28 protein-coding genes and 1 pseudogene are annotated in these 24,214 nt (G+C 45.5%); 8 read left to right on the top strand and 21 right to left on the bottom strand.

All coding sequences use genetic code 11. The annotated features are described in order from the left end of the window. Positions 1 to 19: 19 nt before the first annotated feature. The 3 genes and pseudogenes from NSQ68_RS04920 to NSQ68_RS04910 all read right to left on the bottom strand — a co-directional run. Positions 20 to 445, bottom strand: coding sequence for a serine/threonine protein phosphatase (locus NSQ68_RS04920; protein WP_307353881.1), 426 nt, complete (start codon positions 443 to 445; stop codon positions 20 to 22). A gap of 64 nt (positions 446 to 509) precedes the next feature. After that, positions 510 to 1,328, bottom strand: a complete 819-nt coding sequence (locus NSQ68_RS04915; RefSeq protein ID WP_307353882.1) for an alpha/beta hydrolase — start codon at positions 1,326 to 1,328, stop codon at positions 510 to 512. A 446-nt stretch (positions 1,329 to 1,774) separates the two neighbouring features. Further along, positions 1,775 to 1,894 (bottom strand): annotated as a pseudogene (locus NSQ68_RS04910) (AraC family transcriptional regulator); the annotation flags it as partial. 200 nt (positions 1,895 to 2,094) lie between these two features. Here NSQ68_RS04910 and NSQ68_RS04905 point away from each other — a divergent pair. From NSQ68_RS04905 to NSQ68_RS04895, 3 genes are read left to right on the top strand one after another with little or no spacing between them, the layout of a single operon-like run. Next, the gene (locus NSQ68_RS04905) at positions 2,095 to 2,256 is read left to right on the top strand and encodes a hypothetical protein (RefSeq protein ID WP_342428159.1); all 162 of its coding nucleotides are present in this window, start codon (positions 2,095 to 2,097) and stop codon (positions 2,254 to 2,256) included. Next, complete coding sequence (locus NSQ68_RS04900; RefSeq protein WP_342429071.1) at positions 2,193 to 2,327, top strand: hypothetical protein; 135 nt, start codon at positions 2,193 to 2,195, stop codon at positions 2,325 to 2,327. Before NSQ68_RS04905 ends, NSQ68_RS04900 begins: the two co-directional genes overlap by 64 nt. A gap of 14 nt (positions 2,328 to 2,341) precedes the next feature. Then, entirely contained in the window at positions 2,342 to 2,494 is a 153-nt protein-coding gene (locus NSQ68_RS04895) for a hypothetical protein (protein ID WP_342428158.1), read from the top strand. A 271-nt stretch (positions 2,495 to 2,765) separates the two neighbouring features. Here the strand turns inward: NSQ68_RS04895 and NSQ68_RS04890 are convergent, their stop codons facing one another. Beyond that, positions 2,766 to 3,404, bottom strand: a complete 639-nt coding sequence (locus NSQ68_RS04890) for a glycoside hydrolase family 11 protein (protein ID WP_342428157.1) — start codon at positions 3,402 to 3,404, stop codon at positions 2,766 to 2,768. Positions 3,405 to 3,840: 436 nt separating this feature from the next. Here NSQ68_RS04890 and NSQ68_RS04885 point away from each other — a divergent pair, with 436 nt between their 5' ends. Beyond that, positions 3,841 to 4,128 carry a DUF6809 family protein gene (locus NSQ68_RS04885; RefSeq protein WP_342428156.1) on the top strand — a complete coding sequence of 96 codons (288 nt, stop codon included), beginning with the start codon at positions 3,841 to 3,843 and terminating at the stop codon, positions 4,126 to 4,128. A gap of 126 nt (positions 4,129 to 4,254) precedes the next feature. Here the strand turns inward: NSQ68_RS04885 and NSQ68_RS04880 are convergent, their stop codons facing one another. The 6 genes from NSQ68_RS04880 to NSQ68_RS04855 all read right to left on the bottom strand — a co-directional run bounded on the left by NSQ68_RS04880 (position 4,255) and on the right by NSQ68_RS04855 (position 8,128). Then, entirely contained in the window at positions 4,255 to 4,860 is a 606-nt protein-coding gene (locus tag NSQ68_RS04880; protein WP_342428155.1) for a helix-turn-helix domain-containing protein, read from the bottom strand. A 6-nt stretch (positions 4,861 to 4,866) separates the two neighbouring features. Then, positions 4,867 to 5,472, bottom strand: a complete 606-nt coding sequence (locus tag NSQ68_RS04875; protein WP_342428154.1) for a VC0807 family protein — start codon at positions 5,470 to 5,472, stop codon at positions 4,867 to 4,869. Positions 5,473 to 5,695: 223 nt separating this feature from the next. Next, entirely contained in the window at positions 5,696 to 5,848 is a 153-nt protein-coding gene (locus NSQ68_RS04870) for a hypothetical protein (RefSeq protein ID WP_342428153.1), read from the bottom strand. A 44-nt stretch (positions 5,849 to 5,892) separates the two neighbouring features. Beyond that, positions 5,893 to 6,645, bottom strand: coding sequence for an amino acid ABC transporter ATP-binding protein (locus NSQ68_RS04865; protein ID WP_023987213.1), 753 nt, complete (start codon positions 6,643 to 6,645; stop codon positions 5,893 to 5,895). A gap of 15 nt (positions 6,646 to 6,660) precedes the next feature. Next, positions 6,661 to 7,320, bottom strand: coding sequence for an amino acid ABC transporter permease (locus NSQ68_RS04860; protein ID WP_029517550.1), 660 nt, complete (start codon positions 7,318 to 7,320; stop codon positions 6,661 to 6,663). 40 nt (positions 7,321 to 7,360) lie between these two features. Beyond that, the gene (locus NSQ68_RS04855; RefSeq protein ID WP_342428152.1) at positions 7,361 to 8,128 is read right to left on the bottom strand and encodes an amino acid ABC transporter substrate-binding protein; all 768 of its coding nucleotides are present in this window, start codon (positions 8,126 to 8,128) and stop codon (positions 7,361 to 7,363) included. Between the two features lie 320 nt (positions 8,129 to 8,448). Between NSQ68_RS04855 and NSQ68_RS04850 the strand changes: the two genes are divergently transcribed. The 4 genes from NSQ68_RS04850 (at position 8,449) to NSQ68_RS04835 (ending at position 12,548) form a co-directional block, all read left to right on the top strand. Beyond that, positions 8,449 to 9,375, top strand: coding sequence for an ABC transporter permease (locus NSQ68_RS04850; protein WP_342428151.1), 927 nt, complete (start codon positions 8,449 to 8,451; stop codon positions 9,373 to 9,375). Between the two features lies 1 nt (position 9,376). Then, positions 9,377 to 10,327, top strand: coding sequence for an ABC transporter permease (locus NSQ68_RS04845; RefSeq protein WP_342428150.1), 951 nt, complete (start codon positions 9,377 to 9,379; stop codon positions 10,325 to 10,327). Between the two features lie 197 nt (positions 10,328 to 10,524). Then, entirely contained in the window at positions 10,525 to 12,168 is a 1,644-nt protein-coding gene (locus NSQ68_RS04840) for a peptide ABC transporter substrate-binding protein (RefSeq protein WP_342428149.1), read from the top strand. Beyond that, positions 12,168 to 12,548, top strand: a complete 381-nt coding sequence (locus NSQ68_RS04835; RefSeq protein WP_342428148.1) for a DUF3899 domain-containing protein — start codon at positions 12,168 to 12,170, stop codon at positions 12,546 to 12,548. The genes NSQ68_RS04840 and NSQ68_RS04835 overlap by 1 nt, the downstream gene beginning before the upstream one ends. A gap of 253 nt (positions 12,549 to 12,801) precedes the next feature. On the opposite strand, the gene NSQ68_RS04830 is transcribed toward NSQ68_RS04835, so the two are convergent. From NSQ68_RS04830 to NSQ68_RS04780, 11 genes are all read right to left on the bottom strand, one after another. After that, positions 12,802 to 13,479, bottom strand: a complete 678-nt coding sequence (locus NSQ68_RS04830; RefSeq protein ID WP_342428147.1) for a VWA domain-containing protein — start codon at positions 13,477 to 13,479, stop codon at positions 12,802 to 12,804. Between the two features lie 52 nt (positions 13,480 to 13,531). Further along, the gene (locus NSQ68_RS04825) at positions 13,532 to 14,077 is read right to left on the bottom strand and encodes a hypothetical protein (protein WP_307353892.1); all 546 of its coding nucleotides are present in this window, start codon (positions 14,075 to 14,077) and stop codon (positions 13,532 to 13,534) included. A gap of 336 nt (positions 14,078 to 14,413) precedes the next feature. Further along, on the bottom strand, positions 14,414 to 15,514 hold the full coding sequence (locus tag NSQ68_RS04820; RefSeq protein WP_342428146.1) for a toxic anion resistance protein: 1,101 nt from the start codon (positions 15,512 to 15,514) through the stop codon (positions 14,414 to 14,416). Positions 15,515 to 15,611: 97 nt separating this feature from the next. Then, a complete protein-coding gene (locus tag NSQ68_RS04815) occupies positions 15,612 to 16,292 on the bottom strand; it encodes a hypothetical protein (RefSeq protein ID WP_307353895.1) in 681 nt (226 codons plus the stop codon). Between the two features lie 58 nt (positions 16,293 to 16,350). Next, positions 16,351 to 17,382 (bottom strand): ATP-grasp domain-containing protein, encoded by a 1,032-nt coding sequence (locus tag NSQ68_RS04810; RefSeq protein WP_342428145.1) that lies wholly within the window; start codon positions 17,380 to 17,382, stop codon positions 16,351 to 16,353. A gap of 17 nt (positions 17,383 to 17,399) precedes the next feature. Further along, complete coding sequence (locus NSQ68_RS04805; RefSeq protein WP_342428144.1) at positions 17,400 to 18,236, bottom strand: HAD family hydrolase; 837 nt, start codon at positions 18,234 to 18,236, stop codon at positions 17,400 to 17,402. Beyond that, positions 18,233 to 19,384 (bottom strand): cysteine protease StiP family protein, encoded by a 1,152-nt coding sequence (locus NSQ68_RS04800; protein ID WP_342428143.1) that lies wholly within the window; start codon positions 19,382 to 19,384, stop codon positions 18,233 to 18,235. Before NSQ68_RS04800 ends, NSQ68_RS04805 begins: the two co-directional genes overlap by 4 nt. Further along, complete coding sequence (locus NSQ68_RS04795) at positions 19,381 to 20,727, bottom strand: phosphoribosyltransferase family protein (protein WP_342429070.1); 1,347 nt, start codon at positions 20,725 to 20,727, stop codon at positions 19,381 to 19,383. The genes NSQ68_RS04800 and NSQ68_RS04795 overlap by 4 nt, the downstream gene beginning before the upstream one ends. 52 nt (positions 20,728 to 20,779) lie before the next feature. Further along, a complete protein-coding gene (locus NSQ68_RS04790; protein WP_342428142.1) occupies positions 20,780 to 21,967 on the bottom strand; it encodes an HpcH/HpaI aldolase/citrate lyase family protein in 1,188 nt (395 codons plus the stop codon). A 167-nt stretch (positions 21,968 to 22,134) separates the two neighbouring features. Further along, complete coding sequence (locus NSQ68_RS04785) at positions 22,135 to 22,869, bottom strand: TerC family protein (RefSeq protein WP_023987196.1); 735 nt, start codon at positions 22,867 to 22,869, stop codon at positions 22,135 to 22,137. A 26-nt stretch (positions 22,870 to 22,895) separates the two neighbouring features. Then, positions 22,896 to 24,164 (bottom strand): TerD family protein, encoded by a 1,269-nt coding sequence (locus NSQ68_RS04780; RefSeq protein WP_342428141.1) that lies wholly within the window; start codon positions 24,162 to 24,164, stop codon positions 22,896 to 22,898. Positions 24,165 to 24,214: the final 50 nt, after the last annotated feature.

Genomic DNA, 24,214 nt, shown 5'->3' with positions numbered 1-24,214 from the left:
CTTGTCCTTCGGCAGTGAGCTAGACTTTGGGATTAGATAGAGATGCAAGTTCTTCCCTCTTTTTTTTTAGCTCCTGCTCAATCCGATATAGTTCATCTTCCGCTTTCCGATAAGCATTCTCTGCTTGTTCAATCTGCTGCTCGTATTCCTTCCTGCGCAGCATGGGAATTAAGACAAAATCGTAAACCGATTCATCTCTCCGCTCTCGAATCACCGCATTTAAAAGAACAGGAAGTGTTCCGCCGCTACCCGTTTTCATCATTAAATACATCTCATTAACGTGATGATTAAGACGAACCAAAGGTAAAAAATAAATCCCAAAGAAAATTTGGCTGGACCGGGTTAACAGGGATTCAAAACTTATGCCGATTATCCCTTGTTTTTCATATTCTAACAAGCGACAAAAGGTAGTATTGACGATGCGTATTGTCAGATCTTGATCCATCGACAAGTAACCGCAAGGGGCGTGATCCAACCGTTCGTCCATATTAAGTGTACAGCTCACTTTCCTATATTGATTCGATTGAGGCCAAATATTCATTGATGAGTCTAATGGTTTCATCCGGGTGACTTAGGTGTGGACAATGACCGGTTGCATCCATCAGTTGGAACTCGCTCCCCTTTATCTGCTGGTGGACATAGGCTCCAGCTTCTAGCGGAGCAATCACATCATCGGAGCATTGCAGGATCAACGAAGGCACCACTACCTTGCCGAGTTCCTTACGGTAATCAGAGAGAAAGGTTGCTTCCGCAAAACGACGGGCTACCTTAGGGTCGGTTGCGCAAAAACTCAGCTCCAGCTCTCCAGATAATTCCGGGCGGTCCGTATTTCCCATTATGACAGGAGCCAGATAACTCGCCCAACCTTGAAAGTTTTGATCCATCATGTCCAATAAAGCCATCAGATCTTCCCGTTCAAATCCGCCGATGTAATCCGGCAAATCGTTCAAATAGCGTGCAGAAGGTCCAATCATAACAAGCCGATCAAAGTATTCCGGTCTTTGAATAGACGCCAGCATACCAATAGTTGCACCGACGGAGTGGCCCACTAGAATGGCATTCTTCAATTCGAGCGCTGAACAAATGTCCAAGATATCCTGGGCATAACCGCTCAGATTATGATAAACACAAGGATTATAGGCTTGAATATCGGACTTTCCCGAACCTACAAAGTCAAACAATACCACCTTGTACTTTTTTTCGAAAGCTGGTACGACAAAGCGCCACATGTTCTGATCACAGCCAAAGCCGTGGGCGAATAAAAGAGCCTTGGAACCACAACCCGTTACTTTGACGTTGTTTCTGATGAGAATCTGTTGGCTATCCATTAACTTTTCCTCCTAGTTGCGAAGAATTAATTCTGTGTTTCAATTATTATACCACTATATTAAGATTTTCAAATTATTCTGGCGTTCTAATCGTGTGCTCGATCCGTTTAATTAGCTGCTTTCTCTTCTCCACTCTTCTGGAACAACAGCCAAAGTACAGGCCCTTCAACATCCGAGGAAGCTTTTACATTTCGAGAGGCTCCAATATTTTCTAATGAAGTATTTATTTCAACGAAGCCTGTTCCGGCAGGTTGTGCTCTATGTTACTCAAGTAGTTCTTATTCCTGTTCTAGATTGCTTTCTTGTAATTCTTAAAATATCCATGTATTCCATTGGACTATCACATGCAAATTAATTCCCTTTTACAAACTATCCTGCCCCTTAGCTTAATGATAAATAAGCAGTTGCGGATCACAAACTGCTCCCTGGTACGTTGATGTTCCCCTTCAGTTCAACCAAATATTGAATTCGCTGTCACGCAGGTGATTAATATCTCTCATTGGCGGGCGTCCAAATAAGCGGGCGTACTCTCGGTTGAACTGGGAAGGGCTTTCGTAACCGACGCGCAATTTGACTGGCTAACTTGGTCATGAGTTGGTTCAATTCTATACACCAATCCTTTATCGTTTAGTCGGATACGAATATTGTAATTCAAGCCGGACAGGAATAGGCAAGGAACGCGTATAAATCGTCTAGCTGGCTTATTTTGATATTCCTTATAATTCAAGGCGAAAGGTAAATATTCAGATGAAAGTAGGATTTGGCTATGGGATTAATCCAGCAAGCAACCTTGTCGGGAATCAAGGATAGAGTTGTTGTTATTACGGGGCAAGCAGTGGAATTGGTGAAGCGGCTACGCTTTTACTGGCGGAGCGCGGTGCGAAAGTCTTACTTGGAGCACGCCGACCTGATCGCCTTGAAGTGCTAGCAGCCCACATCGCGGAGGTTGGCGGCGAAGTCATATATGCAGCACAGACGTCAGACGGCGGGACGACGTAACCAAACTCATCCACTTGGCATGTGAGCGGTTCGGCGCAATTGATGTTCTCGTGAGCAATGCCGGCGTGATGCCGTTTTCTCCCCTGGGCGACTTACGCGTAGACGATTGGCTTATTGGTGCTATTAAAAAGAACATTAATAGCTTTCTCATTGATAGATCTCCTTGATAGGAAAAATAGTAGGCCGTGATGGCCTGCAACTCGCTTCCGGGCAATGTCAAAGGTCGTTTTGTCTGATGGGAAACGACCTTTGACGTATCCGGATTAATAATCGAACTGAAGGGGAACGTCCTTCCGTTTGCCTCCAGTGTTTAGGGCTCGGTGATTCCTCCATGATCGATACATTTAAACCCTATCTATCAGACAGCTTTCAAAACCCGTTTATCCCGTGAGGCAGTCCCAACCGCGCCTGTGCGTTGAACAGCTTGCAGTTGAGTGGTTACCACACCGTTACGTTAGAGCTCCCGCTACTCTGATACCCCTCTGTCGCCAACACCTGGTAAGACCAGTTACTTCCCAGATTCATTCCTTTGCTCGCCCATGCTTTCACGTGGTTGCTGAAAGTGATTGTGGAGTTGCCCCCGGTCGGTCTCTTCGACTGTCGAACACTCCAGTACTGAATAAACGTCGTTTTTTCGCCTTCAATGGAAGGTGCGTCGTATCGCATTGTTGTGTAGATATCATATGTGCCCCCATCACTGGTCACCGTACCTTTATACGTTCCGGTAGGTCGATAAGTCCCCCAGCTATCAACGACGTAATATTCGATGAGTGAGTTTCTCGTCCACCCGTAGAGAGCCAAATATCCATTACCGGACGGCGCCCAGACACCGGCATTGTAGTTAATCGTTCTGTTTGGCGATCCAGTAGTCCAGCCTTTGCCGACAACAAAATTCCCTGTATCTTTCCATGTCACGCTGTAATTACCGCCTGATCCGTTAACAGAATTGACCGTCCCACCACCATCGGTCCAATTTTGCCAATAGTCTGTCGCTGCACTTGAGGTTGTTGCAAATAATCCAAAACTCATGGAAGCTGCAAGAACTACCGTCATCATTTTCTTACTAAACTTAAACATACTTTACCTCCTAATTTTTTTGTGTTTGTCCCATATACCTGCTCGTTGGTTGATTCTCTGTGCAGTACATCGCTTTTTCGTTTCTATCTTATTTTTTGCTTTTACCTCCTTTATGTGTAAAATCATACCATAATATTTTTTCATAAAAACCTAGCAAATTAAAGCTTTAACTCTATTATGTTTAGCTCTCTTTGAATTTTATAGAATAATTCCAGTATTACAGCGATGGGAAGCACCACCCGACAGCGTAGTGGCGCCTCATGTACATTTTTAACTCAGCTTATATACTAAAAAAACTTTATGCAAATAACGCATAAATATCAATATTCGCCCATCGCATGCTGTAAAATGAGCTTGGGTGATTAGTAGTGCATAAGGGAATTCTCGATTCACGTGAGGACAAACACTTAACTTTTCATAGGGGGCATGATAAAAAATGATTTTGGAGGATATGTACTATGGGAAATGGCGTCCTAGTGAACAGATAAATTCAACCGATTCTGAGTCTCAAAAAGTGAATCAAAAAATTAGTAAACATATGGAGATGTTGAAAAGCAAATTACCAGCAGTCGATTTCGAGTCAATTGAAGTCATGTTTGATTTATTAAGCGAATCAACTTCCCTGCACTCCGCAGCAGCATTCATTCACGGGTATCGGACGGGGGCATTAACGATGATTGAAGTATTTAACGGGGACAAAGAAATTGTTGATCGTAATAGATAGATGATGGAGGAGTCATAGTGGTGAGCCCGTTAGGCATGCAGATTGTTCTTTCCGATCGCTGTTATCCCTAGATTTTTCCTCAGTAAATATAAAATCCGGGGATAACAAAACGAATGGAGGGGCTCCCTAACCTCTGCCTGCGCCCAGCGCATTCATCAAGAACTCGTAAATTTCCAGTTCGTTGATTTTTTCGCCATCTGTCACTATGTTATGCTGAACTTGCAGTCCGTTCTTGAACACGGTGAACATCCGAGCTGTCCTGTCTGCATCAATTGAAATAGGGATAGCTCCATTCTGTTGTCCGACTTCGATCCATGTTTTGGCAGTGAGGATAGATGCTTCATGATAACGTTTCAGAATCCCTGCCACGGCGGGCTTATCCTGTTGGCTGAGTAGATAGATAAAAATCAGGCTGGCAGCGCTGTCCCCACTACCGATGTTACGAAGCCGTTCAGTTAAGGTATTAAGTGGGGACTTGATTCCTTCTGGTCCTGCGGGAGTCCGGGCAACAGATTCAAAAAAACGCTGATTGGTTTTCTCCATTCCCGCCTCCAGAATCATACCGAACAATTCATCTTTGCTTTTGACATAATGATAAATGGCTCCTTTAGTCAGTCCGCTGCGATCCGCAATATCCTGCAGTGTCGTTGCCCGACAGCCTTTCTCCATAATCATCTCTTCGGCAATCTCAAGCAGCTTTTTTAGACTGTCGTTCATCGCTTTGTCTTGCATAATCTTTTACCTCCCGTTTGTCTGTCTTTTTATTCGTTTAATGAAACCTATATTCCACCAGATCGTTAAACCAATAAGCCCGTAGGTGAAGAACGACGATACGGCCAGAAAGGTCGGTATGGACAACGAATATACCAGCACCACTTTGATGAAGGCTTCCAGCAACAGGCTGAGCCCCCACACCGCCGTCATCAGGCGGAAGTTAAAGCGATAGCGCGAAAGTTTCTCCCATTTATCGTTCATCTGAGGATTATGGCCTGTGAATCTTTCAGCAAAATAATAAATTAATGGTCGACCAAAGAGCAGCGAACCTAGAAACACCACCCCCATAATACCAGTCACATAAGACTCCCGTAGCAAAATAAAGCGTTCATCACCGCCCAAGAGAACAGCCACGACGCCAAGAATCAGACCAAGAAAAATAAAGCCAGAGAACACATCTGCTTTGCGCGTCCTTATAAGATTGTAGAGCGAGTCGCATAGTGGTACAAGAGCAGCGATAGACAGAGCCACCACACTGCTCGTATACGGAATTAGCAGGCGATAAGTCAAATAAGGCAATACAAGATTGATGATTAGCGTAAAGATGATTTCGTTGCGAGATTTATTCATGGTCGACTCATCCTCTCATCATTTAAAACCTACCTTCGGTAGGTATCTTTTATTTTACATACCTTCGGTAGGTATGTAAAGATTAAAAAATAATAATACCTGACGTCATGACTTTTTACATAAGAATCATTAAGGTTTTTTACTCCTTGTAAAGCCAGCTTTTTGAGAGCTTACATTCTCTCTATATTTCCTCATGTTGCTACACGTTTCGCATACCCTACAACTACAAAAAGGGAGATGGCGGCTTGCCATCTCCCTTGCTTTTATTCTTCCCCCACACTTCCTGCTTAAAAACTTGTTGCGGCACAGGTGGTCGGTGAGCGGAGCGGGCAGAATTGTTCTGAAGAAGCGGAGCCAGTTGAAGAACAATCTGCACGCACAGCGCCTCCCCGACACACACTCTAACAAGCAACTATTTTTTTAATCCCCCACCCGATTCAAAAACACCTTCGTCCGCTCCAACTGCGGATTGCCGAAAATCTGCTCTGGTGTACCAGATTCCGCAATTTCGCCATTATCCATAAAAATGACACGATCCGCCACATCTCTCGCAAAGTTCATCTCGTGGGTCACGATGACCATCGTCATATGTTCCTCAGCCAGCTTTTTGATAACTCGCAGCACCTCGCCCGTCAGCTCGGGATCTAGGGCTGAGGTCGGTTCGTCAAACAGTAAAATATCAGGGTTCATCATCATTGCCCGGGCAATCGCCACACGCTGCTTCTGCCCTCCCGACAGTCGGGATGGATATGCATCTGCTTTATCTGCCAATCCGACTTTAGCCAGCAACTCAGCGCTTTGGCGACGCAGCTCAGCCTTACTCACCTTTTTCACCAGCTTCGGAGCCAGTTCCAGATTATCCTGCACCGTCAAGTGAGGGAACAGATTAAAATGTTGGAACACCATGCCCATCCCGGTGGTAATACCCTTAATGTCACCTGCCGGAGCGTACTGACCGTTTTCCACCAGTGCTTTATCATGAATGCGGATCGTCCCGCCCGTCACATCTTCCAGATGTACCAAACTACGGAGCATGGTACTTTTCCCTGAACCTGAAGGACCGATCACGGCTACAACCTCGCCCGCTTTAACGTTAAAGCTCACTCTTTTCAGAACGTCGAGCTTGCCGAACGATTTTTTCAAATCGGTTACTTCTATTGCATTAGTATTCATATCCCGACATTCCTTTTACTCGAATTTAAAACGTTTTTCTAGCGCCCTGAAGAATAGTGTCAGCACCAAAGCTAACAACAAATAAATAACCGCTGCTACAACATAAGGTACAATCGAGAAATCACGGTTTACAGCCGTATTGGCAAAATGCAGCAGTTCCGGTACTGCTACTGCATACAATAGTGCCGTATCTTTTACCAGTGTTGTCGCCTCATTGGTTACCGCAGGCAAAGCAATCCGTACCATTTGCGGCACAATGACTCTAATCAGCGTCTGCGACTTGCTCAAGCCCAGCACTTGCGAAGCCTCGTATTGCCCTTTATCAATCGACAACATCCCGCCTCTGAAAATTTCCGCAAAATAAGCCGCATAATTCAGTACAAATGCCAGTACCGCAGCCGTTGTCCGATCCATTACCAAATACTCCCCAATGACAGGCAACATCGGCAGACCAAAACAAAAGAACAATAATTGCAGCAAAAGCGGCGTGCCTCTTATAACATAAATGTACGTATGCATCAGCCAGGCGATTGGCTTAATCCGGCTTTTGGCCAGCAACGTAACGACAAAACCCAATGGAATAGATAAGATGAGCGTGATGAAAAATAAAATAACCGTCATCTGTGCCCCTTCAAGCATAGGCTTCATAATTCGTAAAATATATTCCATACTCATGACCTTCGACTCCTAAACCCTTAGTTCAATACACTACGTATTAATTTAATACTTTATCTTCACCAAACCACTTTTTCGAAATTTCAGCAGCTTTTCCGTTCTTATGCAGCTCATCCAAAGCGGATTGCAACTGCGTCAACAGTTCTTCATTTCCTTTTTTCACACCGATGCCGTATTCCTCAGGGGCCAATGATTCATCAAGCAGCTTATACGTCCCTTGTTCCTTTGACATATAATACTTGGCAACGACTTCATCAATGACAACCGCATCCAGACGTCCAGTTTTCAGATCCGTCAAAGCAAGAACATTATCCGGGAACTCGGACACTTGCTTTAATTTACCTTTGATCGGATTTGCATCCAGTGCATCGGCTGCTGAGGACAGCGTTTGGAGACCCACGGTTTTGCCCGCCAGATCAGCCAGTTTGGAAAGACTAGAAGTAGCTGGAACGACAATCACCTGACTGTTTTTCAGATATGGCTTCGTGAACAGCACTTTTTCTTTACGCTCATCCGTAATGGTGTATCCATTCCAAATGAGATCAATACGTCCGCTGTTCAACTCGGATTCTTTAGCAGACCAGTCAATTGGCTGGAATTCCACCTGTTTGCCCATTTGTTCCCCGGCCGCTTTCGCATAATCAATATCAAAGCCGGTCAGCTCATTATTTTCATCTCTAAAGCCCATAGGGGCGAATTTATCATCAATGCCAATAATTAATTTACTGTCATCCTTACCGCCGGAACATCCGGCCAACACGATCATCATCAATCCAATTAACATCGTAAACATGGCTGCTTTTCTCATCTTATTCCCCTCCAACAATGGTGACCCCCCGTATCCAAGAACAGGTGGCAAACGCTTTAGTTCGTTAACACGTTATCAGAGTATCATCATAACACACCGCAGGGATACTCGTCGAGAGGAATGAGCGGAATCTTAGCCTTATATAAATGGAAAACCTGTGACGAAAATTTGACCTGTGTTCTATAATGTAAAACCTTACCTTGACATGTCACCTAAACCGTCTTATTATTTCCTAGTATTCTTATATACTTTTACTTATATTAATTTTTTAGCAGCAATAGTATGTAAATCAGCTTGATAGACAGGAGAAATTAAGCCCCATGTACATTTTAAAGCGTCTTTTTACAATGTTCATTACACTGTGGATTATCGTCACCTTAACGTTTATCATCATGCACATCATTCCGGGTGACCCATTCTCGAACGATTCCAAAACCATTCCGGAAGCGGTATTGCAAAACATGCGTGCCAGGTACAATCTGGACAAGCCGCTCGCTGTGCAGTATGTGCTGTATCTCAAAAATCTGCTAGTGCTGGATATGGGCCCATCTATTCAATCGAAAACGACGGACGTCAATATGCTCATCGCCCGAGGTTTTCCACCTTCTGCATTGCTGGGTATTCAATCCATCGTGGTCGCGATTATTGCCGGTATTTCGCTCGGAACACTGGCTGCTCTGCACCATAATCGACCACTGGATTATATCTCGATGTTTATCGCTATTGTTGGTATTTCCGTACCTAGCTTCATATTGGCACCGCTGTTAATCAAGTATGTTGCCGTCAAGTGGCACCTGCTTCCGGTCGCCTCATGGGGAACCTGGCAACATACGGTGCTCCCGTCGCTGGCTCTCGCTGTTTCACCTCTTGCCATTATCGCCCGCTTTATGCGGACGAGTATGCTGGAAGTCATGCATGAGGAATACATACGCACTGCCAAAGCAAAAGGGTTGTCTTCTTGGGCAGTAGTCCTTCGTCACGGATTACGCAACGCGTTGGTTCCGGTGCTTTCTTTTATCGGACCGCTATTCGCTTCCGTCATTACAGGTACCTTTGTCGTTGAAAAAATATTCGCCATTCCCGGCATCGGTAAATACTTCGTAGATAGTATCTTTAACCGGGATTATCCAGTGATTATGGGGACGACCATTTTCTACAGTGCCATTCTAGTCGTTACTTTATTTTTAATTGATATTTCTTATCGCCTTGTCGATCCACGAATCAAATTAGTCAGTAAAGGAGATTAACATGAAAGCAGCACCTACTGTCGAAAAGGACAGTCTGTTCAGTCTTGTAGATCGTAGCCAGATCCCCACCCCCACGTTGACCAGACCCAAAGAATCACCCTGGCGGGATCGGCTACGCAGACTTTTCAACAACAAGCTTGCTCTTTTGGGGCTTTCCCTACTAATCATGATTATTGTGCTAGCGATTGTGGGACCTTCCATGGTTCCTTATGCACCTAGTGATCAATCCCTTTTGAAGACGAATCTCTCTCCTTCCAAAGAGCATTGGTTTGGCACGGATGATCTGGGGAGGGACGTATGGGCACGGACATGGGCCGGGGCTAGAATTTCACTCATGATCGGCTTTGCCGCTGCAGCCATTGATTTGGTGGTAGGCATTCTCGTCGGCTGTGTTGCTGGCTATTGTGCTGGGCACGGTAAAACGGGCGACCGGATCGACAGCATTCTCATGCGTATTATTGAAATTTTGTATAGTATTCCTTATCTGCTAGTCATCATTCTGCTGCTCGTCATTATGAAGCCAGGTCTGCTCACGATGATTATTGCATTATCTATTACTGGCTGGGTCGGTATGGCCCGTGTAGTGCGTGGGCAAATCTTACAGCTGAAGCAGCAGGAATATGTGTTAGCAGCCCGTAGCTTGGGGACATCTCATTCACGTATTATCTTCAGACATTTGCTACCAAACGCAGCGGCAATCATTATCGTGAATTTGACGTTCACTATTCCGTCGGCTATTTTTGCCGAATCGTTCCTGAGCTTTCTCGGTTTGGGGATTCAGTCTCCTTCGGCCAGCTGGGGGACGATGGCTAACGATTCACTTGGCGTTATTTTAAGCGGCCAATGGTGGCGCCTATTTTTCCCCGGGCTGATGATATCGCTCACCATGCTAGCGTTCAATACGCTTGGAGATGGGCTTCAGGATGCACTTGACCCGCGTTCACAGCATTAATCATTGAGACGTACAAATGAAACAAGGAGGGATGTCTACCATGATCCGCAGCTTCTCGCCTAACCGCAGGAAAAACGGCAGTTCCTTTATCGAAGTGCGCACACGCGGCATACCTGCAGGAAAGGAGGATGAATAAACCCCGGTACGGTGTACTTTATTTTTTGCATAACTAACCACAATAATGGAGGAAAACCACGATGAAAAAAATGCATTGGATGACGATCATCTTACTTTTGGCCGTAACGGCTTTGGCTGGATGCTCTGGTACTACGGACAAAACAGCAAGCAACGACCCGTCCGCTGCGCCTCAAGCAGATATCCCTCAAGAAATGACTGCCAATCTGGCAGGTGGAGAGCCTTATACACTAGACCCTGCTTTTGCATCAGATACAACGTCCTACTTTGTAATTGATAACTTGTACGAAGGGCTGTATACATACGATAAGGCCGGTAAAATCGTAGAAGGCGCTGCTAGCAAAGTAGACGTATCTCCTGACGGCAAAACCTACACTTTTACCATTCGTGACGGTGCAAAATGGTCGAATGGTGACACGCTGACAGCTAAGGATTTTGAATACTCCTGGAAACGGGTACTGAATCCGAAAACAGCTGCCTACGATCCTTCTGCCCTCTACTACATCAAAGGTGCAGAAGCGTACAACACAGGCAAAGGTAAAATTGAAGACGTGGGTGTTACAGCTAAAGATGATAAAACTCTTGTAGTTGAGCTAAAATCACCACTAAGCTTCTTCCCAACGATCGCAGTGGGTCATGCTTATCTGCCAGTAAACCAATCGGTTGTTGAGAAAAATGACAAATGGGCAGCAGAAGCGGACACAATTGTCGGCAACGGTGCATATGTAGCCAAGGAATGGAAACATAACGAGCAAATTACGCTGACGAAAAACGATCAATTCTGGAACAAAGATGCCATTACAATGGCAACGATTAATTTTAAAATGGTTCAGGACTCCACAACGTATTATCAAATGTACAAAACGGGCGATCTGGATCTGATTTTGAGCCTTCCTGTAGATACACTGGATCAGGAAAAGAGTAACAAGGAATTCCTGTCGCATCCATCTTTCAGTGTGTACACCTATTCTTTTAACGTAAAACAAAAGCCGTTTGACAATAAAAAAATCAGACAGGCCATTGCCTACGCGATTGACCGCGAAGCACTGGCTACCAGCGTAACCAAAGGTGGCGAAACTCCGGCTTACGGTTACGTTCCATACGGAACAACAACGCCATCCGGCAAGGACTTCCGTAATGAAGCACCGAAAAAATACTATGAGTTTGACGCTGCAAAAGCGAAACAATTGCTGGCCGAAGGTCTGAAAGAAGAAGGTTTGACCAAGCTGCCACCGATCACCTTCAAATACAACACTTCAGACAAGCATAAAAAAGTAGCTGAAGCGATTCAGGAAATGCTGAAAACAAACCTGGGCGTTGCAGTGACGCTGGAGAATCAGGAATGGAAAACGTATATTGATACTTTTAAACAGAAGAACTTCCAGATCGCCCGTATGGGCTGGGAAGGAAACTTCCTGGATCCACTCGGCGTATTGGGGCATTATACTTCCAAAAATTCGAACAACTTTACTAATTGGAGCAACCCGGAGTATGACAAACTGATCGAATCCTCAACCTTTGAGCTTGATCCGGCAAAACGCTTTGAACAGCTCCATCAGGCAGAAGACGTATTGATGGAAGATCTGCCGATTATTCCGATCCAGTTCTCTGCGGACACCGCATTAATCAGTCCTAAGATTCAAGGTATCGTATTTGATGCTCGTTCGAACCCAGACCTGCGCTTTGCGAAACGGGTCGAAAAATAATGATTTTACGTTTCGGGATCACTGCCCTGGTTGTCGGTACTTTAGGATTTCTGTACGCCACCCCCCATCTCTTGTATGGTCGTGAAAACATGGCTACTGCAAATCTGCTATTCCTGTTGGGGTTGCTGGGCTTGGTGATCGGTGCAATCTTCCACGTTCTGCAAAGTGGTTTTCTAACCCTCTTCCTGCGGGGATTTGCCGACATCGGACAGTTATTCATTCGTCAATCCAAGGCATTACGAGAGGAAAATGAGCGTTTGCGTTCCAATGAATCTTTGTCAGCCTGGAAAACATCCATGTTCCGCCACCTCAAGGTATATACTTCGGGGTGCGGAGCAGGGCTTATCCTTTGCTCGATGATATTAATGGGGATGAGTTAGGTTAAAACGATTAGAAGCCTTTGGTCGGTTGGTGGGCGCTGCGCGTGCAGATTGTTCTTCCGATCGCGAACGCTCCGCTTCTTTAGAACAATTCTGCCCGCTCCGCTGGCAACCGCCGTAATGCTTCTATACATTTTAGAGGTGTGTAAAGAAAAGGAGAGTTTCGCAAAGCGTCTGCTAGCGGAACTCTCTCTTTTTGCATTTTTTATATATTAAGCTTTGAAAAGAGCTCATCGTACAATACTTAGTAGCCTTAATAAATCTGCTTTTCCTTCGCTTCTTGCAGCCATGACGGGAACTCGTTAAGCAATAGTTCGTACAATTCATTATCTTCCATAGATTCAATATCTTGAATTTGAAAGAAGTTAGCGTTATCTACCACGCGGCCTTCTATGTTGTCCAGCTTCTTTAATACGCCAAATTCGGATTCACCCACACCTATAAATTGCCAGAAAATCGGTTCTCCTGACGAATCAATGACTGCGTTGTCGATATTATCTCCTTTTCCACGCTTCACACCGCCATCATTAATAAAAATAACAAAGGCCGGATCAGAAGAGGGTTCTTCCTTGGTGTATTTGGCGATGACATCGCGCATCACAGGCGGCTCATCATTGCGACCGAACTTGGGCAAATAATCATTGGACAGAATATGTCTTTCAACATAGTTGTCAACGTCATTTTCGGTAACGGACGGCAAACGTGAAAAACGGTGATCATACACCCATACGTCCAGTACACCATCATCATCCAAAGCACTCGCTACTGCAACAATTCGTTCCAACACCTTTTGAACGGTACCATTTTTGTACAAACTTCTCATAGATCCTGAAATATCGAGCACCAATCCAACTCTCGCAGTCACATTCGTTAGATTCTTTTTAGTCAGTACCAGTTGCGCATTCTTTTTAAGTAAAGAAATACTGCTCATGTTCCCCACGCTCCTCTATGATGTTTGCGTTTGTACGTCTAGTACGTCTACTCTACCATCTGCGTCGTTCGTCGCCTCTCAGGGGAAAGTCGCTTAATTCTCCGAGTTGGTCATGTGCAGCCTTATAAATGCGAAGAATAGCTTGTACCTTGTTAAAATCATTGTCTTCCGGGCCGAATCCTTCCATATACATCTTTTGAATAATGTTTTGGAAGAAATCTATACGCTCGCGGACGGAATCCTGCTCAATTTGCAGTACCTCTTCAAAGCTGTGTGTCTCAGCAAAATCAGACAGCTCATCAAACTCCTGTTCCTGATATCGCTCTCCCCGAGTTTCGGGATTGAGATCAATAGAGGTACGCAAGGTTGACAATAAAATATTTTCGCGCGCCAGCATGACATGAAAATCTTTGTTCTTAAACAGATCCGTAACGATCAGACGGCACATTTCCTTGTTCTGCAGCAGAATCCCGTCAAAAGGATGCAGCGTCCACACACCGTAGTTAAAAAATAAATTAAAATTGAAGTTGCTGCTTCCATACTGATATACAATGTTGATTTTCGATTCGTCTATGATTTCAAATGAAAATTCCAGCATGCATTCTCCTTTGGGATTCCAATATTTAACTCTATCCTATCAGAAAATGCATGATTTTCAATAAAAAATTTTATTTCACAGAATCATTTAACTCCACAATTGAATCTGCTTTTTCGCTACTGGCAGCCACGAGTAAATAGACAATCACACACCCTAAAATAAAGGACATCATACGCTCGCTCTCTCCTTTTGTCATTCGCTTTTTAAGAGTTTATGCACGAGAATGCTATGTATGTTCATCATGTCCTTTATTAGCTGCTGCCAAACCAAAAAAAGACGCTTTCGGAGTCATCCGGCGTCTTTTTAATAGATTAGGTCTATTATTCTAAATTGTCATCAGTTCAAAAACGAGCTTAGACCCTCAGAAGAATTACTATCCTTCAGCGGTTTGGGTGGTTCTTTCCCTTCGATCCCCAAACGTTGGCTAAGGTTGGCATTGATTGCTGTCATTTTACTTGTATAATCATGGCAGCTTTCAATAATCCGACGGTTTGATTTTTCAGACAGATCCAAAGCAGATACCAAATCACCAATCGCCTGATTCACAGCTTCCAGTGACATAGAAGGCTTGCTAAGCAGATCTGTCGTTCTCTCGGTCGTCGTTTTGAGAAGCTTCGCATTTTCCTTGAATTGATCTTCAATGGTACGGTTGGTCGCATCGACGGCTGAAATGATTTTATCCTGATCCGCCAGCGCCATCGCGATCATAGCCGATACAGTGATCAGATTCGATGTTTTATCAATCGCATTATTTACAGAATCAATCAGTTTATCATTGTTATCATTAATAATATCCGTTGCCGCAATCGCCTGATTGTATAACAAAATCATTTCGGTCATCGACTGCGTACGAGTAACCACTTTGCGCAATCCGCGCTCCAGATGAGGCTTACGGTTTTCATTTTCCGGCTTGGTAATCTCGGTCTCAAACAGTTCTTTCAAGCGATTACCAAAGGCAATCTTCGTCTGTAAATTGTAGATTTCTTCAATGGAAGCCTTCTTCAACTGTCTCATGCTGACGATGTTTTCTTCCAGATTATCCTTACCATCTCTCAAGGCAGTAATGATCTTCTCGATGTTCGTCTTCACCGACTGATACTTGTAAATGTAGTTTTTTAACGGACTTTTACGCAGAAGCTTGCCAAAAAAACTCACATTTTTGCTCTGCTGGAGTGTTTCGCATTCATCACGCAGCTTTAAGATCATATTGGATACCTCAGCCCGATCACCGGACATGAGGTCGTTTACCGGACGATCCAGCATTTTAAGGGTCTGCCCCGCACGTTCCTGCGTTTTAACCCCCAGCTTACCGATATCATCCATCAAGGTATCCAAGCTCATGACATCGCTTTGTGATACCTTCTGAATCAGCTGTGAAGCCTCCTCAGTCACCTTCTGTTCATCTTCTTTTTTCAATTCAGCCCATGGGGTCGCCATACGCTACCTCCTATTCTAAAAAACAACTGTTCCCAAGTATAATCGTTGTTTTTCAGAGCAGCTAATTTGCTACTTTTTTTATTTTCTTACAAATCGCCTACAATTCGGAACTGCTATAACGCTGGTGAATAAGCTCCGCTTTGCTCTGTAATTCCATCAAATCCTTATGCTCCACCGTAGATACAATTACTGATATTTTACTATCCACATCCCGCAATCCGTTTAATAACGTCCTCCGGTTGGTCCGCTTCGCATCGCCGCTGAGCCGAAGAAACGGATTAATCAATCCGTTCAAATCCTTCAAAATCAATCTCCGAACCGTGTGATTCACTTCGCTGTTATTCAGTTCATGCAAAAGCGGAATGACCCGCTGCAAACGTGCAAATAGAGCCAGCGCCTTCTCGACAATCTCGTTATCAAGCGCATCCTTCTGTCCCTCGGAGATCACCATATCCTCCAGTACCTCCAAATACTCCATCACCTGAGCAAATTCACTGCTCACCTGATCTGGTTGACGTACTTGTCCTGTTATAGACTCCGGTCGAACGGCAGCTTCCTTTTCATGCTGCTGTGTCTCACCGACCTGTTCCTGCACCACCGGGATCACGGAACCGGTCAGATTGGGGCGAGGATGGCGAACAGCCATAATGGCGCTGTATCCTCCCATACCAACGATCGGAATCGCCAAACACACAAACAGTGGCAACCAAAAACTTAGTAAAAGTGCAATCAGGTAGCTAACCACAGCAATCGTGGCACCCCACATTTTTGACGTCATAGCTTGTACCTCCTGACGTAAACCCTTACCATATTGTAGAAAACAATATTTGTGTGTGTCAATGTACGGATTTACGTATGGTGATTGGCTGCTCGATATGACTGGCTAAAATGTCGTATTGCGGATGAAGTGAACCGATCTCATGACCCAAAGCCGATTTTACCGCTAGATAAGGAAAATTGATACCGGACAAACATGATACATGAAGTCCTCCGGACATCCGCGGATTGATCTCTAGCAGCTTGGCATGCTTGCCGTTATATTTTACCTGAATGTTATAATTGTACGGAATGTGATACGCCTCAGCGACCTTCTGTGCCACCTTCAACAGCTCGGGATGCTGCTCCAGCAGCCGTAATCGCCCTCCTGCCTTCCTGCGCGGAACTGCCGCTAGCAGCTTTCCGTTCCGGTCAGCCAGGCAGTCAATACTGTATTCGTATCCCTCCAGCAGCTCCATCACCATCAGATTGGGAAATGATTCTGTGGATGACAATACGCGGTGTGCTTCCTCGAACGAAATTTGATTCAGCGCATGGCCGAACAGTTCCTCCAGCGGATTACGTTCATTGTCGATGATACGAAAGCCCATTCCACCTTCTGCATTACATGGCTTGAAGCATACCTTATGCCCAAGTGCTATTAACGACTCATAAGCCTGTTTAAACTGCTCGGCATTGCTGGCAATGGCATAATCGGGAATCGTGACAATGTCCTTTTGACGAATGGATTCATAAAACAGATCCTTTTCCATCAGTTGCTCCAGCAGTTCGGTATCTTGGCATACCATCACTTTTGTCCCAATATCATCGAACAAATAAAGATGCTTGCTAATATCGAGCATATTCCACCGTGGGATAAAGACATCAATTCCGTGCCGCCTGCAAAAATCAGCGCAAAACCGTGCGTATTCCACACCACTGGTGCGAGGCTCTACTTCAGCTACATCACTGGCCTGTAGCGCCATATGCTGCGGATCAGAGTGTGTCGCATAGATCTCGAACGGAATACCGTCCTCATTGTTACGAATAGCATTCATATAATGATACGCCACTGAAAACCAGCGGTTAAAATACACCTTAACCTTCTTCACAGAGCCACGTCCCCTATCTATTCTGAAAATGAAGTTTGAGCTGCGAACACACTCCGGTGTATTTCATGAACATACGCCATGATTTCGTCCGCTGCATAAACCCCCGACACTTCTGTAAAACGGTAATTGACCTCCAGCTTATCCCGCAGCTGTTCCCGATACAATTCACCATGACGGGGAGCAATCGCATAATTGGCATAGTCCAGCAGACAACGGTCCAGCAAAGAGTCCCCGGACGCAACTACAGCCCCTCCATTCGTGAGATTACGGATATGCTCCACGGCTGCTTGTTTATTCACGGCTGCAGGCACCAGATATATCTTACGACCTTGAATGGATACCTCCCAGCCCATTTCACGCATAATCCGCGCCTTTTCCAGCACCTGTTCCAGCGGCATACGATCCCGTTCAATCATGAAAGCATAGAATAACTCGTCGCAAAAGCGTTCGTTTACGACCCAGTCTTCATGCAGCACCTGCCCGAACACCAGACGTGCTTCTTCCGCATGAGCACCATCACGGCGTACTTGTTCATGAATACGCCGATTCCACTCTCGATCCACCTCGCCTCCAACGATGATGTTTCCGCCATTACTCGTCACGGCATATGCGGGAACCAACTCCGTCTGAAACACAGTGATTCGTCTATACTGTTCTATCGTCCGAGTCGTCACAGGCATAAACATCACATCTTCAGGCAGTGTCTTTAGCAATTGCAGGGCTTGTTCAGAAATAAAAGCCGACGTCGCCCCGTCGATCTGTTCCGCAGGCAACAGACCAGGGGACTCCAGCGGTACGCCAAGCGAACGTTGGGAGTAAATCAGTGTCTGATCCAGATCACTTGCGTAGATCATTCTTGTCCCCCCTTGAGCGGCTTGATAATTCCGCAACAGGAATAAGTCAATCCTTCAAATACCTCTACAGGCACTCCACGGTCCTTTGCCAGCAGCATAATATGCTGGAGATTCGGATTATCTTCGCGGTCAATCAGAATTTTCCACGGCACTCTGCGCAGCAGTACACGAGTCGTCTCCCCCACTCCGGGCTTGACCAGATTGATATCCCGAATACCAAATGCCTGCTGAATCGCCTCAATATCCCGTAAGCCCTGCCATGTCACCGCAGGCAGATTCAATGTCATTTGTTCAGCATATGCAACGGCCGCTTCAGCCACGTCTTGAAAGTACCCAGATACCGTATCCACAAACGTATTGGACTGATCCACTGACCGCCAGGATTCATAAAATTTGGCTCCATGAAAATCGTCCGGACCTATCAGATCGTCGCGTAATACCGTCCGACTCATCAAACCGGATACAGTCGAATTCAGACAAGCACTTGGAATCAAATAATCTTCTCGTGTACCAAAGGTTTCCGAACATCTGCCCGGATCGGCCAGCACCGCCAGATCATCATTTAGACGCAACCCGTAATCCGTGTTCATCTCACGACAGGCCTCAATCAATACCTGGCGAATCGCCCCTTTCCCCGTCCAGCCATCAACAAACTGAAGTTCAATCCCCAGTCCATGCTGCTGTAAAATGTATAAAATCGCATTCCGGTCAATGCCTTTGCCACGAATAATAGAAATACTGTAATGCGGCAAAGATACGCCATACTTCCAGTCAATATAACGCTTGATCAGGATACCAATGGGCGTCCCTGCTCTGGCAAGAGAAACAATCGCCGTGTTCAGGCCTCTTTTTCTCACAATCATCTCAGCCACAGAAGCTGCCGCTAATGCAACCTTTTTGGCAGATTGGGCAAGCGTTTCGTGAAACAATGCAATATACTCTGCTGTCGGCTCGTATTCTACTGGCAGCATTTCTGAATAATGGACTCCCGACTGAATCGCCTCTTCACGATCCTCCGTCCCTTTTTCCAACGTAACCTGGCTCAAATCCTTCAATAAAAAAGTGACATCCGAGGCAGGATAACTGCCCAGCGGTTCGGGCGGATGAATGTTCTTCTGCTGTATTTGCTCCATAAGTGCTTGCTTCATATCTGCGCTCCTTTACTCTCCTGTCTAGCTAAACCGTTAAAATAAACGACATGCACTTTATCGCAGCCCAGACGGGTCAAAGCTTCCTGCATGGGTTTCATCCGCCCTGGGTCTGACTCCCTTTCCATCAAAACGAATATTTCGTCATACTGACCGGGGTCTACATTATAAATAAAATTGCGTACCGTACTGTCCTCAGGCGAAGGATATGTCACACCACAAGCGACGCCATACCCTTCTTCTCGGTGGGGATACACCGGGCTGCGTGTCGTCGATTGAAAATATACATCCGGGCCTAACTCTGCTGCAATCCGCATTGGAATGTACATGAATTCCCCCGTGCCCATAACCAGCGTGCGTTGCCCAGAACGAAGTTGGTTCAGTCGTTCAGCTGTACGCGTGATTTCTGCATCCAACGCTGAATTGTCAGCGGATTGTAGACCAAAACGGCCTGTATATTTTAGATAAGGAGCTGTATTGGTGTACCCGTCCGTTGACATGGAGCTGTGTACTACCCGCTCGAAACCGGAAGTATCCTGTTCAAAACGGTGGTCAATTATTCCAGAAGCATCTTTATTAACCTCTGCCATGCTAGTGGCTGCATGTTCTGGGTGCCCAGCCTGTCCAGCATATTCTGCGTGATCCAGTATTGGTACTCCCTGTACCTCAATCTTTCCTTTGAGCAAGCTTAAAGGCGTAATCGTAATGCCTAGCTCTGCCTCCAGATCAGTAAAAGCCTGCTCATCGCTGTCTGTTCGCCAATCCAATAACGAAGCAATCACATACTGTTTACGCGGAAAATGCTGCTGAATATCCCGTATGATATTAAGCGTTGTTTTTCCCGTCGTAATTTCATCATCTACCAGCACAATCGGGCCATCTCCCGCAAAAGCACCTTCATCCAGTGCATAGCAACGATGATCAACAGCGTGCGAATGCTCTTCTTCAAACCGAATAATAGGCCGAAGGCCCGGAATATCCTCGCGCGTCGTATGAATATACGAGGCTCCGTCGTCAAACAACCGATACATGCTGTGTCCCAATGCTGTAGCCGTCTCGGCAAAACCAACAAACTTGATCGGCTCCGTAAAAGCAAAAGATAAACGTTCATCCATCAGCTTTCGGTAGGCCTCTTTCGCATAGTCCGGGTCAAGAAGTCCTCTCACGGCCTCTCCAATCAGTTCATCCATCTGTTGTCCCGCTTGTGGGACAAGCTCCTTATATAACAGGATCGCCAGCGCCGCACCACTGAGCAGAGAGGTGTATGGATTTACCGGAATATGCTTGCCCAGCACCTTGCTGACAAATAAAAACGAACGCTTTTTATTGACCCGTGCCGCCATCGCAAACAGCTTGTCCACAGGAAGACGGAATGGATTATGAGTCTCTGTAATTTTAACGCTGAACTGCTCCAGAATTGGCAGCAGGTGTGTTTTCGTGGTTGGGTAAGAGACTGACAAAATGTTGTTGTTCATGTAACACCCCGTATACTTTTGATCTATTTATAATTCGATGAGCCCAATTCAAATGCGGCTTAATTTCATTCATTTTGTTGGCATAGGTACTTTTGAATACACCCAGACTACCGTCGTTACGCTCAACAATTTCAAGGGCATCCATATATTCTTCATGTGTCACCGCATACATGGCCTGTACCGGCTTAATATGGGAGGGATGAATAATCGTTTTGCCGATAATCCCATTCTCTTTGTCCATCATGACTTCTCGGATCAGTCCGTCTACGGCATCTGAGATGAAGTCCATCCGCAAGTGTCGGCCCGGATTCCCAAGTGCATCTTCGAAAGGAGACACTCTTAATTGAGGTTTAAAGACACGTTCTCGGTGAGAAAAATACTCCCATACAGGACCAGAAATGACGTAATTTGAGCCCACGCGTCCAAACAAGTTAATAATATCTGCGATGCAATCCCGAATGACGGCAATTTCATAAATCGTAATATCAGGGCTGCGTCTCAAGCCATATAGACTGGAGAAATCGGTTGCTCCAATTCGTACATTCAACACATATTCCTGGTACTCGTCTAAAATTTCTTTAATCGACAGCAGCTCTTTCCAGCGGGTTTCCCGATAAATAATTTTGGAGCTTTCAAGAATCGGTAAACCGTACAGCACAGGCATGTTGCTTTCGTTTCCTGCCCCTGTATGCCTACTCCGGTTATATTCGGAGATGAGTGCAAAATACGCCCGCCCATTATCAGAAGAGAACTTGGGCAAGACAAAGCCCGTGAGCAGCGACAAAGATTCTCCCAAACCGTTCAGCAGTCGTTCCAACTGCTCCACAGAGCGCACACGCACAAATAACAAAGGTAATTGCTGTTCACTCATCATCCCCGTTCGTACATAGGACAATAGTTGAAGCAGTTGCTGTGCCAGCGATTGTTCCGCCTGACCGACCTGCTGATCCCCTATAGCATCCTCCAAATCCAAAATGACCGTTGTTAGCCCTTCATGTTTTCCATTTTTGATCTCTTCCGCTACTTCCGAGCGGGTGGCTGGCATGTACAAAGCCGCTCCTATCGCATAAGCCAATATACTTTTGGGAGAACGGTTATGAAACTCCAACGGTGGAGTATAAAAGATCGCTTCTACTTCCTCAGAGGTTAAATCATTAAAATATTTCAGGGCCCTTCCCCTCCTCTTGCTCTTTCTTGCCTGACTAAAGCCCTGTGCTTCGGGTATAAAAGAAATCCCCCCTTAGTTTCAGGAGGGATTTCGCTATACTTTGTACATTAAGCCTCTTTGTCGGCCTTTTTCTTTCTTTTCGCCGAGCTGATAACCATTGTGCCTACAAAGACAGCAATCAAAATGCCGAAGAATAAAACCTGCGACATATGAAAGCCAAAAGCAGCAGCCAGCATTTTACCCCCGATAATGGCGATCATAATAAAGGCTGTCTGTTCCAGTTCCGGAAATTTATCAATGAGCTTGAGGAACACTTGAGCAACACCACGCATCATCAGAACGCCGAGAATACCACCCAGGAACAAAACCCATACTTTCTCGCTCACACCGAAAGCTGCAATGACGCTGTCAATACTGAAGGCAATATCCATCAGTTCGACCATTAATACCGTTTTCCAAAAAGAAGTAGGTTTGTTTTTCACTTCTCCATCACCTTCGGACTTGAATAAGCCCTTATAAGCGATATAGAGCAGATAAGCCGCACCCAGTACCTTAATCAGCGTGAACTTAATCAGGAATGTACCCAAGCCGATAGCCAGGAACCTGAATATATACGCACCCAAAATCCCGTAAAATAAGGCTCTCTTCTGTTGTTCCTTAGGTAAGTGTTTAACCATAACTGCGAGAACCAAGGCGTTATCCGCCGATAAAAGTCCTTCCAGCAAAATGAGAGTTCCTATAATCCCCCAACTCACTGGATCAGTAAGCGTAGCTACAACATCACTCCATGAAAAGAAATGGCCGTAGTTTTCGCTGATATTTTTAAACAAATCATTCAACATGAAAAGAGTGCCTCCGATAATTCAATTTATTTGCTACCCTGCGACCAGCGCATGCCCCAGTTGTAGGCCCGATCCAACTCACGATGACCGCCATAGAACTGCACGAGTCTTTCAATGCTAAACGTTTCATCGTTTACATTTTGGATCATGGCAATCGCACACATCCCTTTGCGATTGTCATGCTCATTCATGTGAACGATAATATCTGGCCCGTCCTTCTGGTACAGCGTGACCACACCGTCTGCTTGCGACCAGTTTGTGACTCCTTCATAGATGAAGGTAAATACCAAAATTCGCTTAATTTCAGAAATTTTAGCGCCATTAATGCGAAGATTTTCCCCTGTTTTCACAGAGCCTGTACGATCGTCGCCATCCAGAGCAATGTACGGAAAGCGATTTAGAGAACCGAAAACTTCCCCGAGCGCCTGTACAACGCCTTTATCTCCATTCTTCATCTCATATAAGCAGCCCAGATCGAGATCGACACCCTTGGAGCCGCGATTGAAAAAGCCCTTGCTTTGCTGCACCTGATTCCAGTTCAGATTGATCAGGATTTCACCCAATCCGCCTGAGCCCTTTTTCAGATTAATGGTGTCGCCCTTCTTCTTCAGCTCAATTTTCCGCAGATTCAGATTCACCGGTGTTGCAGATGGCTCTGGCTTCGGAGCAGGTGGTACGGGTGGCGGCGTTGGTGCTGGTCGAGGCGCTGGAGATGGAGGTGTAGGCACTGGCGTGGGAGGAGACGGATTATTTTCCACTTCAATCCCAAAATTAACGCACAACGCATCCAATCCACCGGAAAAACCTGCGCCAATCGCGTTGAATTTCCATTCCCCGTTATGACGATACAGTTCACCAATGACAATCGCCGTTTCCACTGTAAATCCACTGTCCAAATTAAACCGCAAAACCTCTCCGCTAACCGGATGTGCAAAACGAATGAACCCACCTTGAACCTGTCCAAAATTTTGCCGTTTCTGATCCGCATCATAAATTGTCAGCGTAAACGCAATCTTCTCGATGTTTGCAGGAATTCGCGTCAGATCAAGGGCAAATTGCTTTTTGTCACCGGACTGTTGTCCGTCTGAATAGGTGATAAAGGGCGTGGTCGGATTGTTATAAAAAATTAAATCCTCATCGCCCGATACTTTTCCTCCAGGACCCAGCAAAAATGCCGAAGTATCCAGCTCCAGAGACGCTGGGGACCCCCAGCCAATCCCTACGTTGACATGGGTCAGGCCCGGATTTGTTTTCGTCAAATCCGCCTTCTGTCCCTTTACTACGATAACAGCCATGATTGTGTCACCTTTCTGTCCGTTTGTCATGTGTCAGCGTATGCTAATGT

The sequence above is a fragment of the Paenibacillus sp. FSL L8-0158 genome (assembly GCF_038592965.1).
GTDB classification, from domain to species: domain Bacteria; phylum Bacillota; class Bacilli; order Paenibacillales; family Paenibacillaceae; genus Paenibacillus; species Paenibacillus polymyxa_D.
The sequence above is the reverse complement of the archived record's forward strand: the minus strand, read 5'-3'. Positions and strand labels throughout refer to the sequence as shown.

Excerpts from the sequence above, each read along its gene's own strand:
- NSQ68_RS04890 (WP_342428157.1), bottom strand. The coding sequence starts at position 3,404 with ATGTTTAAGTTTAGTAAGAAAATGATGACGGTAGTTCTTGCAGCTTCC.
- NSQ68_RS04830 (WP_342428147.1), bottom strand. The coding sequence starts at position 13,479 with ATGAGCAGTATTTCTTTACTTAAAAAGAATGCGCAACTGGTACTGACT.
- NSQ68_RS04880 (WP_342428155.1), bottom strand. The coding sequence starts at position 4,860 with ATGCAAGACAAAGCGATGAACGACAGTCTAAAAAAGCTGCTTGAGATT.
- NSQ68_RS04850 (WP_342428151.1), top strand. The coding sequence starts at position 8,449 with ATGTACATTTTAAAGCGTCTTTTTACAATGTTCATTACACTGTGGATT.
- NSQ68_RS04840 (WP_342428149.1), top strand. The coding sequence starts at position 10,525 with ATGAAAAAAATGCATTGGATGACGATCATCTTACTTTTGGCCGTAACG.
- NSQ68_RS04800 (WP_342428143.1), bottom strand. The coding sequence starts at position 19,384 with ATGAAGCAAGCACTTATGGAGCAAATACAGCAGAAGAACATTCATCCG.
- NSQ68_RS04805 (WP_342428144.1), bottom strand. The coding sequence starts at position 18,236 with ATGATCTACGCAAGTGATCTGGATCAGACACTGATTTACTCCCAACGT.
- NSQ68_RS04815 (WP_307353895.1), bottom strand. The coding sequence starts at position 16,292 with ATGACGTCAAAAATGTGGGGTGCCACGATTGCTGTGGTTAGCTACCTG.
- NSQ68_RS04820 (WP_342428146.1), bottom strand. The coding sequence starts at position 15,514 with ATGGCGACCCCATGGGCTGAATTGAAAAAAGAAGATGAACAGAAGGTG.
- NSQ68_RS04865 (WP_023987213.1), bottom strand. The coding sequence starts at position 6,645 with ATGAATACTAATGCAATAGAAGTAACCGATTTGAAAAAATCGTTCGGC.
- NSQ68_RS04920 (WP_307353881.1), bottom strand. The coding sequence starts at position 445 with ATGGATCAAGATCTGACAATACGCATCGTCAATACTACCTTTTGTCGC.
- NSQ68_RS04780 (WP_342428141.1), bottom strand. The coding sequence starts at position 24,164 with ATGGCTGTTATCGTAGTAAAGGGACAGAAGGCGGATTTGACGAAAACA.
- NSQ68_RS04785 (WP_023987196.1), bottom strand. The coding sequence starts at position 22,869 with ATGTTGAATGATTTGTTTAAAAATATCAGCGAAAACTACGGCCATTTC.
- NSQ68_RS04905 (WP_342428159.1), top strand. The coding sequence starts at position 2,095 with ATGGGATTAATCCAGCAAGCAACCTTGTCGGGAATCAAGGATAGAGTT.
- NSQ68_RS04825 (WP_307353892.1), bottom strand. The coding sequence starts at position 14,077 with ATGCTGGAATTTTCATTTGAAATCATAGACGAATCGAAAATCAACATT.
- NSQ68_RS04835 (WP_342428148.1), top strand. The coding sequence starts at position 12,168 with ATGATTTTACGTTTCGGGATCACTGCCCTGGTTGTCGGTACTTTAGGA.
- NSQ68_RS04885 (WP_342428156.1), top strand. The coding sequence starts at position 3,841 with ATGATTTTGGAGGATATGTACTATGGGAAATGGCGTCCTAGTGAACAG.
- NSQ68_RS04795 (WP_342429070.1), bottom strand. The coding sequence starts at position 20,727 with ATGGCGGCACGGGTCAATAAAAAGCGTTCGTTTTTATTTGTCAGCAAG.
- NSQ68_RS04845 (WP_342428150.1), top strand. The coding sequence starts at position 9,377 with ATGAAAGCAGCACCTACTGTCGAAAAGGACAGTCTGTTCAGTCTTGTA.
- NSQ68_RS04855 (WP_342428152.1), bottom strand. The coding sequence starts at position 8,128 with ATGAGAAAAGCAGCCATGTTTACGATGTTAATTGGATTGATGATGATC.
- NSQ68_RS04860 (WP_029517550.1), bottom strand. The coding sequence starts at position 7,320 with ATGAGTATGGAATATATTTTACGAATTATGAAGCCTATGCTTGAAGGG.
- NSQ68_RS04875 (WP_342428154.1), bottom strand. The coding sequence starts at position 5,472 with ATGAATAAATCTCGCAACGAAATCATCTTTACGCTAATCATCAATCTT.
- NSQ68_RS04915 (WP_307353882.1), bottom strand. The coding sequence starts at position 1,328 with ATGGATAGCCAACAGATTCTCATCAGAAACAACGTCAAAGTAACGGGT.